Origin of the sequence: Pelomonas margarita, from assembly GCF_043555875.1 — a bacterium.
Lineage (GTDB): Bacteria > Pseudomonadota > Gammaproteobacteria > Burkholderiales > Burkholderiaceae_C > Pelomonas > Pelomonas margarita.
On sequence record NZ_JBIGHW010000005.1, the window covers coordinates 210,385 to 225,503 of the forward strand.

General features: G+C 62.1%; 16 protein-coding genes and 1 tRNA gene. 8 read left to right on the plus strand and 9 right to left on the minus strand.

Annotation, left to right across the window (positions count from 1 at the left end; all coding sequences use genetic code 11):
- Nucleotides 1-3: 3 nt before the first annotated feature.
- Nucleotides 4-1,947, plus strand: coding sequence for a chromosome partitioning protein ParA (locus ACG0Z3_RS11715; RefSeq protein WP_394397667.1), 1,944 nt, complete (start codon nucleotides 4-6; stop codon nucleotides 1,945-1,947).
- A gap of 38 nt (nucleotides 1,948-1,985) precedes the next feature.
- Nucleotides 1,986-2,756: an HNH endonuclease gene (locus tag ACG0Z3_RS11720; RefSeq protein ID WP_394397668.1), complete on the plus strand. Its 771-nt coding sequence runs from the start codon at nucleotides 1,986-1,988 to the stop codon at nucleotides 2,754-2,756.
- 4 nt (nucleotides 2,757-2,760) lie between these two features.
- Here ACG0Z3_RS11720 and ACG0Z3_RS11725 read toward each other — a convergent pair whose 3' ends face one another.
- Nucleotides 2,761-3,759 (minus strand): MobA/MobL family protein, encoded by a 999-nt coding sequence (locus ACG0Z3_RS11725; protein ID WP_394397669.1) that lies wholly within the window; start codon nucleotides 3,757-3,759, stop codon nucleotides 2,761-2,763.
- A 215-nt stretch (nucleotides 3,760-3,974) separates the two neighbouring features.
- Here ACG0Z3_RS11725 and ACG0Z3_RS11730 point away from each other — a divergent pair, with 215 nt between their 5' ends.
- A complete protein-coding gene (locus ACG0Z3_RS11730; RefSeq protein WP_394397670.1) occupies nucleotides 3,975-4,289 on the plus strand; it encodes a hypothetical protein in 315 nt (104 codons plus the stop codon).
- Nucleotides 4,290-4,357: 68 nt separating this feature from the next.
- Here the strand turns inward: ACG0Z3_RS11730 and ACG0Z3_RS11735 are convergent, their stop codons facing one another.
- Complete coding sequence (locus ACG0Z3_RS11735; protein ID WP_394397671.1) at nucleotides 4,358-5,779, minus strand: AAA family ATPase; 1,422 nt, start codon at nucleotides 5,777-5,779, stop codon at nucleotides 4,358-4,360.
- 321 nt (nucleotides 5,780-6,100) lie between these two features.
- A complete protein-coding gene (locus ACG0Z3_RS11740) occupies nucleotides 6,101-6,427 on the minus strand; it encodes a helix-turn-helix domain-containing protein (RefSeq protein WP_394397672.1) in 327 nt (108 codons plus the stop codon).
- 138 nt (nucleotides 6,428-6,565) lie between these two features.
- Here ACG0Z3_RS11740 and ACG0Z3_RS11745 point away from each other — a divergent pair, with 138 nt between their 5' ends.
- Both ACG0Z3_RS11745 and ACG0Z3_RS11750 read left to right on the plus strand, forming a co-directional pair.
- Nucleotides 6,566-6,838: a hypothetical protein gene (locus ACG0Z3_RS11745; RefSeq protein WP_394397673.1), complete on the plus strand. Its 273-nt coding sequence runs from the start codon at nucleotides 6,566-6,568 to the stop codon at nucleotides 6,836-6,838.
- Between the two features lie 47 nt (nucleotides 6,839-6,885).
- Complete coding sequence (locus ACG0Z3_RS11750; RefSeq protein WP_394397674.1) at nucleotides 6,886-8,004, plus strand: PTS sugar transporter subunit IIC; 1,119 nt, start codon at nucleotides 6,886-6,888, stop codon at nucleotides 8,002-8,004.
- Nucleotides 8,005-8,118: 114 nt separating this feature from the next.
- On the opposite strand, the gene ACG0Z3_RS11755 is transcribed toward ACG0Z3_RS11750, so the two are convergent.
- The 3 genes from ACG0Z3_RS11755 to ACG0Z3_RS11765 form a co-directional block, all read right to left on the minus strand.
- Entirely contained in the window at nucleotides 8,119-9,069 is a 951-nt protein-coding gene (locus ACG0Z3_RS11755; RefSeq protein ID WP_394397675.1) for a DNA-binding protein, read from the minus strand.
- 78 nt (nucleotides 9,070-9,147) lie between these two features.
- Complete coding sequence (locus tag ACG0Z3_RS11760) at nucleotides 9,148-9,897, minus strand: hypothetical protein (RefSeq protein WP_394397676.1); 750 nt, start codon at nucleotides 9,895-9,897, stop codon at nucleotides 9,148-9,150.
- Nucleotides 9,894-10,877 (minus strand): hypothetical protein, encoded by a 984-nt coding sequence (locus ACG0Z3_RS11765; protein WP_394397677.1) that lies wholly within the window; start codon nucleotides 10,875-10,877, stop codon nucleotides 9,894-9,896. Before ACG0Z3_RS11765 ends, ACG0Z3_RS11760 begins: the two co-directional genes overlap by 4 nt.
- A gap of 167 nt (nucleotides 10,878-11,044) precedes the next feature.
- On the opposite strand from ACG0Z3_RS11765, the gene ACG0Z3_RS11770 reads away from it, so the two are divergent.
- The 3 genes from ACG0Z3_RS11770 (at nucleotide 11,045) to ACG0Z3_RS11780 (ending at nucleotide 13,616) form a co-directional block, all read left to right on the plus strand.
- Complete coding sequence (locus ACG0Z3_RS11770) at nucleotides 11,045-11,329, plus strand: hypothetical protein (RefSeq protein ID WP_394397678.1); 285 nt, start codon at nucleotides 11,045-11,047, stop codon at nucleotides 11,327-11,329.
- A gap of 821 nt (nucleotides 11,330-12,150) precedes the next feature.
- Nucleotides 12,151-12,363 carry an excisionase gene (locus tag ACG0Z3_RS11775; RefSeq protein ID WP_394397679.1) on the plus strand — a complete coding sequence of 71 codons (213 nt, stop codon included), beginning with the start codon at nucleotides 12,151-12,153 and terminating at the stop codon, nucleotides 12,361-12,363.
- The gene (locus tag ACG0Z3_RS11780) at nucleotides 12,360-13,616 is read left to right on the plus strand and encodes a tyrosine-type recombinase/integrase (protein WP_394397680.1); all 1,257 of its coding nucleotides are present in this window, start codon (nucleotides 12,360-12,362) and stop codon (nucleotides 13,614-13,616) included. Before ACG0Z3_RS11775 ends, ACG0Z3_RS11780 begins: the two co-directional genes overlap by 4 nt.
- A 169-nt stretch (nucleotides 13,617-13,785) precedes the next feature.
- Here the strand turns inward: ACG0Z3_RS11780 and ACG0Z3_RS11785 are convergent, their stop codons facing one another.
- The 3 genes from ACG0Z3_RS11785 to ACG0Z3_RS11795 form a co-directional block, all read right to left on the minus strand.
- Complete coding sequence (locus ACG0Z3_RS11785; protein WP_394397681.1) at nucleotides 13,786-14,226, minus strand: helix-turn-helix domain-containing protein; 441 nt, start codon at nucleotides 14,224-14,226, stop codon at nucleotides 13,786-13,788.
- Nucleotides 14,223-14,660, minus strand: coding sequence for a type II toxin-antitoxin system RelE/ParE family toxin (locus ACG0Z3_RS11790; protein WP_394397682.1), 438 nt, complete (start codon nucleotides 14,658-14,660; stop codon nucleotides 14,223-14,225). Before ACG0Z3_RS11790 ends, ACG0Z3_RS11785 begins: the two co-directional genes overlap by 4 nt.
- Before the next feature lie 367 nt (nucleotides 14,661-15,027).
- A tRNA-His gene (locus tag ACG0Z3_RS11795) sits at nucleotides 15,028-15,103 on the minus strand.
- Nucleotides 15,104-15,119: the final 16 nt, after the last annotated feature.

Below are 15,119 nucleotides of genomic sequence, written 5' to 3' on the forward strand. Positions count from 1 at the left end.
CCTATGGATGACGCAGCCACTCCACCCATTGACCATGCCAGACCACGCCTGTGGGTGGAAACACTGTGGCTGCTGGATTCGCTGACGACTAAGGAGCCCTTACGCGAGATTCCCTTGCGGCGTGGACTCAACCTGGTCGTTTCGCCGCCTGGCAAGGGCAGCGCCGGCCACGGGGTCGGCAAAACGGCCTTCTGTCAGTTGTTGCGCTTCGTGCTGGACGACCCCCTCTGGTCCGATGGCTCAACCCTTCGCGACGAACTGCTGCACAGCCGCGAGCTGAAAGAAGGGGCGGTGGCTGCCCGCGTGCACGTCGGCGGCGAGGTGTGGACAATTCTGAAACCCTGGCTGCATCAAAAGCAATACCGCGCATCCCGCACGGCCGACTGGCGACAATTGGCTGCCAACGAGGTCGAAAACGAGTTCAGCGCCTACCAAGCTGCGCTCCGGCAGCATCTGGTGGAAATACTGCCTGTACAAAAACTGCCGGGGTCCGAGCAGCCCATCGAATGGCACCAGATTCTGGCCTGGTGTTCGCGTGACCAGAACGCCCGTTATCAAAACTACTACCAGTGGCGGTCGGATGGCGTCAGATTCAGCCTGCCTGCCAAGTCACCCGCCGCACTGATGCAGATCGTACTGGGCCTGATGCACGATGCCGCGACATTGCAGGAGTTGGACGGCACAGCCAAGACGCTGGAGGAACAAAAAGCCAATCTGCAAGACCTGCGAGAGGAACCTGCACGCTTGCTCAAGCACGTGCGCCGCCAATTGACACGCCGCCTCAACGCGTCTGCCACCACGCCGTTCCGCCAGGATGGCTTGCTCGAACTCCCCAACCTGATCGGGCTCGCCAAGCAGCGGCAAGGCGCGTATCAGCAAGAACTGCGCGACATTGAAGCCGAACGGCAAGAGCTCACGGCAACGCGTCAAACTTGGCTGGAAACACGTGCGCCTCTGAAAAGCAGCATGGATCTTCTGACCAACGAAATCCAGCAGATAGAGGCACTGATTGCGGGCGACATGCAACGCGTAACGGAACTGCAGAACGAGGCCGCGTCATTGCAGCAACAGTTGCCGACACGTTGCGATGCCGGGAACCTGTTGCGCAGGGACTGCAGCTACGTGATCAATCGAATCGAGCAGACCCAGCTTGATCGAAGCCAGCGCATCACAGGGCATCAACGATCCAAGCAGGCTCTCGAGAATGACATGCTGCCTCTGCGCCGCAGGCTTCAAGAACTGAAAGCCGAGGTTGCCCCAATGGATTTACAACTGGCCGACATCGACCAAAAAAGCACTGCCCTAAGCACGAGGCAGGCGCAATCCTTGTCTGCAGTCCAGTTGCTTGACGACGCCCTCGAAGACTACGAGCACTACGACGGCATCGCGACCGGAAAGTCTTCGTCAGCCGATATCGTATCGGTGGAGCGGCAACTTGAATCGGCTCAACGTCGCCATGACCAGCTTCAAATCCAGCTTGACAAGGAACGGGCCGCGTTGAAGGGGCGACATCAGGTCATCAGCAGTGCCATGCACGCCGTTGCCAAGGCCCTTCCCTCATTTCATTGGGGCGTGCTGAGTGACGACGACAAGAGCCGCAGCCGCCCCTTCCAGATGGGGCCGATGCACTCCACAACCTTCAAGGTTCTCGAAATCCTGGCCGGAGATATCGCCTGCCTGCTCGACAGCAGCAAGGCACAAAGCTATCACCCGGGGTTCCTGTTGCATGACTCGCCCCGGGAGGCCGAAATGAGTGAATCCATGCTGTGGGCGCTGCTGGGCCATGTGGCATCGGCTGGAAATGATTCATTTCAGTACATCGTCACCACGTCGACAGAACCTGTCGAGGCGTTCCGCCCGCATGTACGCCTCAGGCTCTCCGCAGACAGCGACGGCGGGTTCCTTCTGCGTCATCGTGTGGGCGTGGGGCAGATGCCTTTGACCTGAGACCACGACGCATGAGATCGCTCCAACAATGCCTACCGATGAACCTGCTGCAACGCTCATTGATTGAAAAAGCGGGTCACGATCATGGCTTCGAGCATGTAGTCGCCAGCGAGCCGGATGGTGTACTGCTGGCTTCAGCACGGCACGCCGCAACCGCGCAGGTAGTTGTCCAGCCCACAGGCGGTTACCTGCTGCGCTTGCGCGCCGAAACGCCAGCCCTGCTACCCGAGATGCGCCGCTCATTTCCCCAGCAGCGTCAAACCGATGGCTTTTCTGCCGACACGGTAGCGAGCTTGGCGACTTTGCTTCGCCGCGCCGCTGGTTTGGCGCGTGCCCTGCCCAGCCAAGCTGCCAACGACTATGAGGCGACAGTGGCCGGCCAGTTGGCTCAACTGCCACCGAACCTTGGCGGGACAGAGGTGGAACGACTGGTCCGTCAGAGAGTAGGACAGCAGAAGTTCCGGGAGGCCATGCTTGACTACTGGGGCGGCGCCTGCGCTGTGACAGCCGTGGCACTGCCCGAAGTGCTTCGCGCCAGCCATGCAAAACCATGGGCGGAGTGCGCCAGCGATGCGGAGCGACTGGACGTGTTTAACGGCTTCTTGCTGGTGGCCAATCTGGATGCGCTGTTCGACCGGTTTCTGATCAGCTTTGACGATGACGGTGGACTTTTGATATCGCCAACATTGACGGATGAGATCCGGAGTCGCCTGGGGCTACATCCCGGCCTGGCGCTGCGCTGGCTCAGCGATGCACATCGCGTGTACTTGGCTTGGCACCGATTGCGGTTGAACGCAGGGTTCGCCTGAACAATCAGGGCCCAGGGCGCCTTCGCACTTTTCGCGGGCCTTGATTCGTGATCTTCACCGCGGCTCCACGACTTGGACTGTCGTGATCCGACACCTCCTCGGTGTGGTCCTGCTGCGATACCAGTTGTGCAGCCTTGCGGCGCCGCCACGGCTGCAAATCGGATGCACGGTCGTCAACGACGTTGATGACATGCGCAACTTTCTGCGGGGATGGCCGTGGCTCCCCCATTGCAGCCAACCTGGCCTTCAAACGCACCAGCTTGCTCGCCTGCTCGTCAAGGGCTTCCACCCGCGCATTCCGGCGTCGCAGGCGCGCGTTGAGGCTGGCCCGCCCTCGGGCTGCAGCACCATTGAGGCCGACGTGGACTGTGGGCAGCCTTTGAATCCCTCTGACCTTGAAGCTGCGGTGATCAACACGCGCATTGGAGCCCTTGCGGGCAAGCGCGGTGTTCACCGCGTCCTGCCAACGTGGCCGCAGCCACGACACGGAATCCGCTGCGCCACTTCGCCGGCAGGCGATGGGATCGAGCCGTTCTGCTTTTTTGCCGAGCCCGCCGTCGGCATCGACGATGCATGCGGTCAGAAGCAAGTGCGCGTGAAAATTTCGGTCATCACCGTCACGGGATGGCGCGTGCAGGGCGCAATCCACTCCGACACCAAACTCGGTGGCGATGTCTTGGGAGAAGCCGAAAGCCAACGCGGCGCGCTCGTCGGCATCCAGCTCGTTGGGGAGCGCGAGCACAACCTCGCGCGCGAGCACGGCATCACGCCGGCGGTGGTGCAGCTCCAGGTCGCTCCAGAATTTTTCGCGATCCCGCACAAGCCGGCCACCCGGCAGGTGGATGCGCGCGTCGAGCACGCCCTTGCGGCGACGGTAGTCAAAGACCTGACCGGTGCGTTGATCAGTGATCAATGCGCCGGCGCGATAAGCCGCCGCCGCAGTTGCAGATCGGCCGCTGGCGCGCGCAATGGGCGGGCGAGCGCTCAAATGAAAAATTGCCATCGCAGTTCCTTCGGGGTGTCGGGGTGCAGCCCTGACCGCACGTAATCCGTAGGATTACTCTAAGTGCGCCCTTCGGGGGGTAAGTCGTTCGCGACCACCATCCAAGAGCCATTCGCAATATGGGCGAAATGACCGGGGGTAATCAGGATCGCGCAGCCCCACAGCTGGCTTGCCAATAAATACACTGTACTGAGCAAACGTATCCGAGTGGCGCTATGACACCCAACAACATCCAGTCGATTGACATCAAACTTCAGCAGCTCAAAAACCGACGCGCCCTGTTGCTCGCGCAGCATGGTGCCACTGAGCGAAAACGCATCACGCGCCAAGCCGTGATCATCGGCAAATGGGTCATGGCCAAGCGGCCGGAGCTCGTGACCGAGATCGCCGGCATGCTGGAGCGCGACCAGGATCGCGCGGTGTTCAAAATGCCGCCCGCGGCAGCTGGAGGCCAGGTGGCTTCCGGCATTTCCCATGTGGACATCCAACTGCCTTTTGATGACGACGCCGAGCCCACCGCCATCAGCTGACCCGCAGAGGTGCCGTGTCCACAGCTTGGACGCAGCTGCAAGGGCGCCGGACCCCGGCACCTGGCGCATCAGCTGTGCACAAACCCCATCGCTGCGCGTCGGGCCGGCTGGCGTTCATCCATGCGCAGCGCCGGCCAGTCTTCTTCGACGAGATGGCTGCGTCCTGCCATCACGGCACGCGCGAACGCGATTTCCGCAGCGTACTTGATGGCCCGCGGGCTCATGTCTCCGATCTGCCCGCTCAACGCTGCGGGCAGATCGGCTGAAAACGGCACTCGCATCTTGCGGATCAGCTCCGCCAGGATCTGCCGGGCGACGTTCATCAGTTGCCCAGCGGACGGCGGCGAGATCTGGAAAACCAGCATGCGCGAGCGCAGCGCCGCAGGGATCTCATCGGCATTGTTGGCCGTCGCGATGAGCCTGAGGTGACTGGCATCGAAGATCAAATCGGGCAGCGATTGGTCAACGAAAAACTTCGACGTGTGCTCCTCCAGAAGCGAATACAGCGGCCCGAGCCCGCTGTACCCGGTCGTGTGGGCCTTGTCGATTTCGTCCAGAACGATCAACCCATTCGCCACCGGATCATGCCCGGCGCGGCCCCAGGCGATGAACTCGAAAACCTGACCCGGCGAGGAGTTCGACCAAAAAGTGCTCGACCCCGCAATCGAGCTGCCATTTGTCTCGGCCGCCATGGACACGAACAGCGGCGGCGGCGTGCCCAGCAAAGCCGCCAGTGCATTGGCGAAAGTGGTTTTTCCAATCCCGGGTCCACCGACGAGAAGGATGGGCGCCAGCCGGTGAGGCAACCCCTGCGCGCACAGTGTGATGTGCGGGCGGATGGCCGTCTCGATCACCTGCGCGAAGCTGGGGAAGCTCGCCACCAGTGCGTCCAGCCGCTGCAGCCAATCAGCGGGCGGTGGCGCCATCGGCCGGCTGATGCCGCTGAGCGCAAGGCGCTCCAGTGTCTGCGCGATACGTCGGCCGGCTTCGCCATCGCGGCCTTTGATGCGCTGCTCGAGCTGTTCTGCGTCCTCTGCGAACTTGAAGACATCGATCGGCTCAAGTGCGCGCGGGCCGGTGACCAGCCCCAGCAGGTCGAGACCGCCATCCACGTCAGGCAGGTCGAAGTCCGGGACCTCGCTTCTGGCCGGCTGAGTGCGGTCGCGCAGCTCGGCTGCCAAGCGGCGGTTGTGCAGTTCCTGCAGGGACTCGGCCAGACTGCTAAGGGTTGCGTGCTCGATATCGCCGCGTCGCGGGGAGAAGTCGAACATCACATGCAAGGCACCCTCCACGCTCACGCAGCTGACGGCTGCCCGACGGGGCTGCCTGCGGCCCAGGATCAGGGCAAACGTGCGCAGGAAGATTTCGCTCAGGTGCCGGCCATCGCGCGACAGCTCGGGATCGAGCCGAACGCTCAGCCAGTCGGGGCATTGAAACAGCGGCAGCAGCTCGCCCACGCCGACTGCGGTCTCAAACAGGTTTTTGGTCATACATAACGCTCAGTTGGGGCGAACGAAGTCCGCGATGACGCCGACATCCAGTGCGGCGCGCCAACTGAGGAATGGGCGACCTATCGTCTGGCTATGCCCGCGAAATCTGGCCGGCCGCGCTCACGCACCACCTGCTGAGGCGATGAGGTTCGTGCGTCGAAGAACTGGGGCATGTGGTGTGCAAGGCAGAAAACGCGGGATGCCGCTGAATCGGGTGCGAGCCATGATGGCAACCGCTATCACTGTAGCGGCACACCCATCGTCCGCACAAGAAAAACCTGGCCGGCTGGCCGGCCGGTGAAGGCGGCATGCGACCTCCGGTCACCTGGCCAGCTCGTCACCCTCAGTGCCTTGGAGGAGCTCCTTGTAGGCTCGCTCGAACTCTCGAGACAGCACGGGCAGGCTGCATCCCAGTGCAGCGGCAATCTTGACCGCGCCGACAAAATTGGGAACCGTCCGGCCGTTCTCGATAGACGACATGTTCGAGCGACCGATGGCGGCCGCCAATCCAACAGATTCTTGCGACAAACCCTTGGATGTCCGCAACAGAACGACCGCTTGGCCGAAGGCCTTTGCAATCGTCGGGTCGGTCGATTTGGAGCCAACGGGCCGGCCCCTGGGGATGACTTTTTTGCTTGCTGTTGCCATCCCACAAGGGTTGCCTTACGTATGCATAAAAACCACACTTAATTAAATACATCAATGATAGAGTCGGTGCAAATGCTGGCCGGCTGGAGATTCAGTCACCGGGACCGCCGCGAAAACTTCCCTCACCACCCATCACTGATGACCCCATCCATCTGGACTGACCTGAAAACCTCTGTCGCCCTTCTCTCGATGGGCTTGCTGATGAATGGCGCAGCACTGGCGCAGGCCGCTCAGATGCCGCACAAGACGTCCGCACGCGTCGCAACACCTCATCCCGTCGCGGCCGCCGTGTCGGCAGGCGCGTCCCAGCGCGACCTCGAGGCCCGAGCAGCGGCAGCCGCACAGAAGGACACGGACCCGCACCTCAACGGATCGGTCCGGGACGTTCCGCAGGTCAGTTCAACGAAATAGTTCGTCACCCCGCTCACCACTTGTTCAACCACTGTGGGAGCACGTCCGTGATCGCATCGATTCTTCTCATCGCCTACGCCACCGCGTCCGTCGCGCTGGCCTTCTGGATCCGCCGCGCGGTCAAACTGCGGCTGGACTGGTCCGACCCGCGCATGCGGTCGCCCATCTTTTCGGGGCATGTGCGCAGCACCGGTGGCGCAGGGGCCCTCGGGGCTGCTGACGCGGCCAGCACAGCGGTGCTGAGTTCAGCCTCGCCGAACGCGGTCATGCTGTTCGTGATCGTCGTCGCAGGCCTCATCGGCGGCGTCATCGGTGCTGGCGTGCTGCCCGCTCTGGTGGGCGGCATCGGCCAGCCCGGGTGGGCGGGCATGGTGGCGCTGGTCGTCGCGATGCTCGCGTGGGTGTGGATCGGCGGCACCCTCTCGGTGCCTGCGCTGGCCCTGGCCTTCAGCCTGGCGCCCATCCTGGCCGGCTTGGCCGTGATCGGGTTCATCGCCATGATGTTCGGGCAAACGTTCGGCTCCGGGCATCCCGGCCTGCTCTCGTCAACCGGAACATGGCAAGCAGGCTTCGGCGCACGGATGGACTACAACCTCTGCGCGGCGGGAACCGCGATGATCACACTGGGCAATCCGCTGGAAATCGCGCGGCAGTGCAAACAGAAAGTCGTCGGCCCTCATCCTGTTGAAGGGCGATTCGCCGGCGTCTACAGCTGCCGGCCGGGCCAGAGCGTGGCGGCCATCGTGGATGTTCGCCCCTTCGGCCCCTACAGGGACGGCCTGAAGGACGCCGAGTTCAGCTTCGGCGATCGGCCGGAGGCCGCGTTTCCGAACGGGGCGTTCGCGGGCTTTGTCCGCCCCAGCGGCACCACGGGCGAGTTCCGATCTGACGAACTCAAATGGACGCAGAAGCCCACAGCCGGCTGGGGCAAACCGGATCAACTGTCTATCACCGCGCTGCCCTCTGGCGGCATCAGCGTGCGGCTGATGAACACGCCCTGCGCCGTGCTACAGGCCAAGCGCTGCGAGCCCGCCGAGCCGGGCCGCGTGCCCACCTGCGAGCGTGAGTTCGCGCAGCTGGGCATCAAGCTCTACAAGCCCGGCACGTTCAAGGAACTGAGCCAGATGATCGCCGACCAAGAAGCCCGGCAGAAGGCCGGCCGCTGAAGCGCTCGGCTCGCGGTCAGAAGCCAGCCTCTTCCCGGCGCCGCACCGCTACGGTGGCAACGGCATCCGGGCCAAGTCGGTGACACACTGACCAGCGCGGATCGCCGCTGGGTGTCAGACAGTGCCGCGCGGATCACGCGGCGTGGCGGCAGGCTCGGCGCCATCGCGGTCAGGGGTGCGGTCATCGTCTTTGGCTTCAGCCTTGCGCGCTGCCTGCCGCAGCCGTGCAATCTCGGACTGCTGCACCACGCAACGCGCTTGCAGCGATGACGAAGCCTTGGACAGCGTTTTGATCTCATCTTTCAGCTTGCGCTCCAATGCCAACGCCGCCGCTTGCTGTTCCTGCAGACCCTGCAACTGAGTCTCCAGCTTGGCCTCACGCAGTTCGGCTTGGTGTGCGCGGTAGGACTGGGCCTTGGTTCGTTCTTCCGCGACGGCAGCAGTCTGTCTAGCCATGGCAACATCGTCGGCGCTGCCCTTGATCAATTGCCGGGCCTGATGCAGCTCGGCTTCCAAAGCCTCAAGCCGATCCAGACCGATCGAATCACGCTCCAGCTTCCGATGTAGCGCTTCTACTTGGCCGCGGTCGGCCGCGGCGCGCTCCTCGGCCTCATTGATCGCCTTGGATGTCAGGTCCCGCAGCTCCTCCAGTTCTCTCGCCCGCTCCTGCAGTTGCCCCTGGTGCCGAAGCACTTGGGTCTGTGCCGTGTTCAGCTCCTGCTCCTTTCCGGCCAGCCGGCCTTCCATCGCCTCCAATTCCGCGGCCAGTTGCCCCATCGCTTCTTCTGCATCCGCAGCGCGCATGTTGGCGTCGTTCGACGCCAGGCTAGCGGTCTCTGCGATTTGGGCGAGGATCAGATCGACGATGCCTGGGTTGAGCTGGACGTTGCTGGCAACGCGGGCCGCACGGGCCTCCTTCCACTGCCGCAACATCGGCAATACCTTGCTGTTGGAGCCGCCACCCAGTTGATCACGAACCGTGCGAACGCTGGGCTCCAGCCCTTGCTGTTCCATCGATTCCGCAACGGCCGCAACGGCGCTGTAGGTCAGGTCGAGTGTTTTCATGTTTTCATTCCTTCATTTCTTCGGTTGGTAACAGGTAGCGTTACGGTGCGTTATCGCGTGTAGCGTTACGCAGCGTTATCAGGTGGGTGTTACGGGCAGCGCCGATGGCGACGGCTCGGTGCCCCACCATGTCGGGGTGATGTGCACAGGTGGCCCGGGTGGCGCGGCCATGTGCTCAGGACCCAAATGCGCCGGCCAGGCTTGCAGGTGTTGCCCGGGCAAGAGCTCGACCTGGGGTTGCAGGATGTCGATTCCTGGGAAACAGGCTGCGCCCCCCTTCGCACCGTGCCGGTAGACCTCCAGCGCGCGTCCCCGGTGTCCGATCAGGACCGCATTGACTCCGTTGAACCCACCCAACCCAGCCGGGTAGCTGATCGAGGGGCGATGGTCCTCAAACGCCTTGATGAAGTCACGTCGAGCGAATGAGACGCTGCCGGCATCTCGGACCAGCCGGATCACTGAGTGCCATCCCCCGATCACCTCGATGGAAAAGTGGATGGCGGCGTGCTCGAAGATGACGAAGAAGTTGCGGTCTGCACACGCCAGGGCTGCCTCCCTGACCATCAGCCACGCACCCGAGATGCCGCCGAATCGAGAACGGTCCAGCTCCTGGCGAATGGCGGCCATGCTGGGCGCGAAGGGCGAAGTCAAGGCATGGTTGTCGAACGCCTCACGGAGTTCGAAGGGCTGACAGGCAGCGAACGCCTCGTACCATTTCGCCATCTCCAGGGCACCGACCTCCTTCCCGGTGCGCTCCGCGACCTCGCACAGGCATTCAGTCACCACACGCACGACCGATGGCGACGGTTTGACGGTCACGCGGTTCATGCTGCGCTCCCTTCGATCGTCAGCACCGATGGCGCTTCGGCATCGATCACGTCGGCCTGGTACCGTGCTGCCACGGCTGCGGCGATTTCTGCTGTGCGCTGGGCCGCAGGCTTGAGCATGCTGATCTGCGGGGCGTTGTCTGAACGGGCCTCGCTGGCCAGGCCCACGACGCGATCGGTGGTCTTGCAGATGACCTCGAGCGTGTCGAGCCTGCGGGTGCATTTGGCCGTGCGCCCTTGGTAAAAGGGGTCCTGCGCCGCATGGCTGATGGCGCGGCAGATCAGCGCTGCGCTGACACCTTCGTCCAACCGGGCCTGGATGACGCTTCGGCGGGCCTTCAACAAGTGCTCATCGGGACGCGCTGTTGCCTGCTTCCAGTGCTCAAAGATCACCAGAACAGGATCGACCTCGCCCACCAATTGGCTGTCCTCCTTTGTGCCTGTGTCCTGGTCGACATGAGACGAAGTAGTACCTGCTGAGGAGGGGAGCCAGGAGCTGTCTGACGATGTGCTCCTGTCCCTCTCCCTCTCATGTGTCTTTTCATCTACCTTATGTTTTGACTCTTCGGTCATCTCATATGGCTGAGCCGCGGCCGGGCCGTGGCCCGCTCCCGACGGCAAGACCACTGCGGCAGCGGCCTGCCTGCGGGCAACGCCCACCAGCGCGCGCTCGCGTTGCTTTTCAGAGCTGCGGTCGGTCTTCTGTTTGCTGTCCCATGCCTGCAAGGCCCATCCTCCGAACTCAGGGTGATGCCAGCGGCCATCTCTGGCCAGGTACCAGTCAGCCAGGACTTCGGGGCGAATGACCGTCCAGCCGGCGACATCCCGGCCAAAGCCCGCCATGGCCGCCAGTTGCGTGTCGTTGTCCGGCAGCGTCATGGCGGGCTGCTGCCGCCAGGCCTGCGCCATCAGCAGCACCAGGGCCCGGAATGGCTCCGGGTTGGCGGCCAGCGCGAGCAGGTGCCCGGTGAAGTAGTCCATGCGGACAGGCGCCCAGGGGTACGTGGCCAGATTGACTTGCGCAGGAACCAGCGGCTCATCTTGCTCCGCGGCCGGCCCGCTGACCGCGCTTGTTTCTGATTTACTCAGTCTCATCGGTTCCCAAATATGTGTTGGCCTGAATCGGCCGTAACTTTGATGGGAATGAAATGGGGGCTCTGGTTCAGGGTACCCATTTCAAATCCCGCGAAGGAGACGAATGGCAGAAACCCCGGGCCACCGAAAATAACGGAAAACCCCACGATGGTGAGGAACACGGATTTCAAACATTCGCCATCGAAACGCCTTCTTCTTCGGCGATCGATGGGGAAAGTTTGCCGGATATGACGCAAATTGGCACGCCGGCCAATCTGGCGAAAGTTACATCTGAAAATTCAAGATCGGCAATAGTTTTTGAACTACTCGATAAACCATCGATTCACGTCGTGACGTGAATAACAGGTCAAATCAAACGTCTAAACGTTTAATAACTTGCCCGCCAAATAAGCCGCTTGGCGCTTCGCAACAAATGAAACAAAATGCAACCGAGAAAAAGAAGCGAAACGGCAGAAGACGTCTATTGGTGAGCGAAGCGCCCGCCCGCCCCTCTGCCCACAGCGTCGCGGCACACCATCTGACCGAGCGGCGCAACGTCGCCACGACTCCTGCCGGCGGTCGACTCAGCGCCTCCGGTACGCGTTGCATAAAAACATCAGCCTCGAGGAAGCCAACATGCGCATTTCTTGACCCAAGGTGCGATGTATCCAGATACTGACGACGTCCCTGAGCGAAAAAGAGTCTGATGCGGCGTATGGGTGCACGGGATCGCAGCAGGCAGTGACGGGACTTCATATAGTGCACTGACGACATCAGAGGTAGCCCTCTGATCCACGACGGAGCCCAGGAACAAGTTCTCTTGGGGCAGTGGACGGTCGGACATCAGTAGATCCGGTTCGTATCCCCCAATTCTGGGTAAGGGGATCAGGAGCGCAAAGTTGCGACGAACGGTGACCCGGTTCTTTCCCCTCGGGGATTTCGAACCTTGGATCACCATGCACGATTGCCAAAAATCGGCCGCTCGCCCGAGCCACACCCTCAATCCCCTTCTGTCGCGAATCGCGGTTTTTACTGCGGGCAACGATTTGCGCTGCGATTCAGCGCCGGAATCACCGCGCCAGGGATTCGCCCCATGGCAGACGCAAGCCGAAGAACTCCAGGGTGCAGCGCGGCACCATGCTGAATGGGCACTGAGCCAACTGAGCGAAGGGGCCACCCAATGAGCGCAGCCCAAACCCTGACCATCGAAGCGGCAGCCGGGTTGGTGACCGTGAACAAGGCCGCCGAGTTGACAGGCCTCTCGGTGAAAGCCATTCGCCGCAAACGCGAGGAAGGCATCTGGCGCGAAGGACGCGAAATCGTGGTCGGCCCTGACAAGCGGATCTACGTTGACATCGAAGCCTTCCAGAAGTGGGTTCGGGGGCTGCAATGAAAACGGAAACCTCGATCAAGAGCCTCCCCGGTGTGGAGAAGCGCGGCAACTCGATCCGCATTTCGTTCACGACCCGGGACGGCACCCGCCACAAGAAGACCTACAAACTCGACGGCATCGTGATGGCCCCCACCGGGCCCAACATGAAAGCCGCGATGCGACTGGTCCAAGAGATCAAGTCGGAGATCAAGCTCGGCGTCTTCGACATGTCACGGCACTTCCCCGACGATGCAGAGGTGCTCGCTGCTGCGCAGGCCGAGCAAGCCAAGCGCCGTACGGTCGCACAGCAACTGGACATCTGGCGCTCTTCGCTGATCGTCGCCCCGTCCACGGCTGAGGGCTACGACACCGCCGTGCGGTTCTGGAAAAAGGCGCCCGCAGCCGCTCCCCTGGAGGGACAGACATGGCAAGACATGCCACTGATCGGCGAGGTGCCCATCGACGCTCTGGTGCTGTCACAGGTCAAGGCTGCCTTGGCCAGCAAGGCACACCGTTCAGGCAAGACGACCAACAACTACATCAGCGTGCTGAAGCAGGCGCTGGATCTGGCTGTCGGTGATCGGCTCATTCCTGATCACCCGGTAGTTGGCAAACCGGTGAGGCGCACGTGGCAGACGGGTACGCCTGACCCGTTCTCCAAGGCAGAGGTCAGCCTGATCGTGGCAGACATGTGGTCGCACTACCCCGCGCAGGTCGCGGCCATGTGCGAATTCTGGTTCCTCACCGGTCTGCGGACATCCGAACTGCATGGCCTGCGGTGGGGCTCGGTCGATCTCCGGCAAGGAACCATCCACATTCACGAAGTCATGGTGCGCGGCAAGTCCAAGGCGACAACCAAGACGAACAAAGATCGGCAGATCAAGCTGCCCCAGCGCGCTCTGGAACTGCTCAAAGCACAGAAGGCCAACACCTACCTGCGTGGAGAACACGTGTGGGACGACCCGCGCAATGACGGCGGCCCCTGGGTAGACGAGCGCCCCTTCCGCCGCTCGTACTGGACGCCGACCATCAAGCGCCTCGGCATCCGCTACCGCAAGCCCTATCAATGCCGCCACACCAACGCAACCATGCGACTGATGGCCGGCCAACGCCTGGGTTACGCGGCGCAGCAGATGGGCCACACCGTGGACATGTTCGTCCACACCTACACACGCTGGATCAACGACGGCCACAGCTCACTCGAAGACCAGAAGCTCGAGCAGTTCCTCGCACTGGAGACGCCTGGGGTTGCCGTGATCGGCGGCGTCAGCTGACGCCAGCCAGTTGCAGCTGCGCTGTGCTCACATCACGGCGATGTGGTGGTAAATGCGAGCCAGCAGCGCCTCGGAATCTGCTGCCCCTGGTAGTAGAGCGCAGCGGTCTTGCGGTGGCGCTGGTGACTACAACGTACGCAACTCCTGTGTCCCGCCGTCGAGGCCGACGTCAGGCAACCGCTGTTCCTTCGTGCTTGACCTTGAGCTTGGATTTGCTGGCAGGACGAGCCGCCGACTTGCGAGCCACGCCGGACGCGCGCGCGCGATGTGGCGCCGATGGCTTGGCGAGGGAGCTCAGGCTATCAAGCATGATCACAGTGCCTGCGCCCGTTCTGACAGCCACGGCCAGTTCTCCGCCCATGGCTTCCACGTACTTGCGTAGCGTCGAGAGCAGCAGGTCCGAACGCTTCTCCAGTTGAGCCACAGCGTTTTGTTTGACATTGAGCACCCGCGCCACTTCGTCCTGGGTCTTGACCAATGCCGAGCGGACCTCGGCCAGCGAGTCCGCGTGGCGAACCATCTCCTCGGCCAGGACGCTCGCCTTGCTCTGGATGAGCTTCTGATCCTCAGCGGAAAACTCTTCGATGATGCTTTGCAGTGTGGTGCTCATGGTGATTCCTTCTTCGCCTTGGCGAGCTTTTTCAGGTGGGCGTCGAACCGCTTGTCGGCCGTCTTGATCAGGGACTTGTAAAACGCTGCCTCGTCCTGCCCCTGCTTGTCGCCAGCCACCAGCACATAGGCCTTTCGCTGGGGATCGAAGGCAAAAGCCGCCCGCCAGATCTCCGAGCCGTTGTGTGCCTTGAAGCGCAACTCCTTCATGTTGTCGTGCTTCGAGCCATTGAGCGTGTCGACATGAGGCCGTCCTGTCTTCGGCCCTGCCAGCTCGATGGCCTTGGCAGCAGCAGCCAGTTCGCGGCGCACGTCCAAGTCGAACGCGCGGAACTCCGGCAGGAACTCATCGTGAAAGATGACTTCCCAATTCTCCGAGGGAGCCGGTACAGCAGGCTCGGACGCCGACGACGATTTCTTGGATCTTCCCGCCATAATAATTTTAACGTGATATCACTTTAAAATTATCTCACAAGCAGAGCATGGCTGTCAGAGATCGCGTTGTCAAGACAGGCCCTGCCCGCAACCTGCTCGACTCAGGACAGGGGACCCTCTCCTCGACGCGACACATTGATGGCACCAACAAAGGCGACATGCGTCCCGCATGACGTCTTGAGGCAGTGTTTGCCGGCGATGCTTGAGTGAGTCGATCTGCGCCGAGGCAGCAAAGACCCGCCGAAGACTGGAAGTCCGATCAGGCCGCGAGAGTACCAAGACAACAGTCGGCGATTTCAGCTTTGCCCCTGGCGTGCCCCTGAAACGAAACAAGGACCCGAAGGTCCTTGTTTTTACTAGCATTTTTTGGGGTGGCTGATGGGACTCGAACCCACGACAACAGGAATCACAATCCTGGACTCTACCAACTGAGCTACAACCACCGCAGAGCCATAGAGT

Excerpts from the sequence above, each read along its gene's own strand:
- ACG0Z3_RS11765 (WP_394397677.1), bottom strand. The coding sequence starts at position 10,877 with ATGGACTACTTCACCGGGCACCTGCTCGCGCTGGCCGCCAACCCGGAG.
- ACG0Z3_RS11745 (WP_394397673.1), top strand. The coding sequence starts at position 6,566 with ATGACCCCATCCATCTGGACTGACCTGAAAACCTCTGTCGCCCTTCTC.
- ACG0Z3_RS11720 (WP_394397668.1), top strand. The coding sequence starts at position 1,986 with ATGAACCTGCTGCAACGCTCATTGATTGAAAAAGCGGGTCACGATCAT.
- ACG0Z3_RS11790 (WP_394397682.1), bottom strand. The coding sequence starts at position 14,660 with ATGGCGGGAAGATCCAAGAAATCGTCGTCGGCGTCCGAGCCTGCTGTA.
- ACG0Z3_RS11770 (WP_394397678.1), top strand. The coding sequence starts at position 11,045 with ATGGGGGCTCTGGTTCAGGGTACCCATTTCAAATCCCGCGAAGGAGAC.
- ACG0Z3_RS11775 (WP_394397679.1), top strand. The coding sequence starts at position 12,151 with ATGAGCGCAGCCCAAACCCTGACCATCGAAGCGGCAGCCGGGTTGGTG.
- ACG0Z3_RS11755 (WP_394397675.1), bottom strand. The coding sequence starts at position 9,069 with ATGAAAACACTCGACCTGACCTACAGCGCCGTTGCGGCCGTTGCGGAA.
- ACG0Z3_RS11730 (WP_394397670.1), top strand. The coding sequence starts at position 3,975 with ATGACACCCAACAACATCCAGTCGATTGACATCAAACTTCAGCAGCTC.
- ACG0Z3_RS11725 (WP_394397669.1), bottom strand. The coding sequence starts at position 3,759 with ATGGCAATTTTTCATTTGAGCGCTCGCCCGCCCATTGCGCGCGCCAGC.
- ACG0Z3_RS11760 (WP_394397676.1), bottom strand. The coding sequence starts at position 9,897 with ATGAACCGCGTGACCGTCAAACCGTCGCCATCGGTCGTGCGTGTGGTG.
- ACG0Z3_RS11740 (WP_394397672.1), bottom strand. The coding sequence starts at position 6,427 with ATGGCAACAGCAAGCAAAAAAGTCATCCCCAGGGGCCGGCCCGTTGGC.
- ACG0Z3_RS11785 (WP_394397681.1), bottom strand. The coding sequence starts at position 14,226 with ATGAGCACCACACTGCAAAGCATCATCGAAGAGTTTTCCGCTGAGGAT.
- ACG0Z3_RS11715 (WP_394397667.1), top strand. The coding sequence starts at position 4 with ATGGATGACGCAGCCACTCCACCCATTGACCATGCCAGACCACGCCTG.
- ACG0Z3_RS11780 (WP_394397680.1), top strand. The coding sequence starts at position 12,360 with ATGAAAACGGAAACCTCGATCAAGAGCCTCCCCGGTGTGGAGAAGCGC.
- ACG0Z3_RS11735 (WP_394397671.1), bottom strand. The coding sequence starts at position 5,779 with ATGACCAAAAACCTGTTTGAGACCGCAGTCGGCGTGGGCGAGCTGCTG.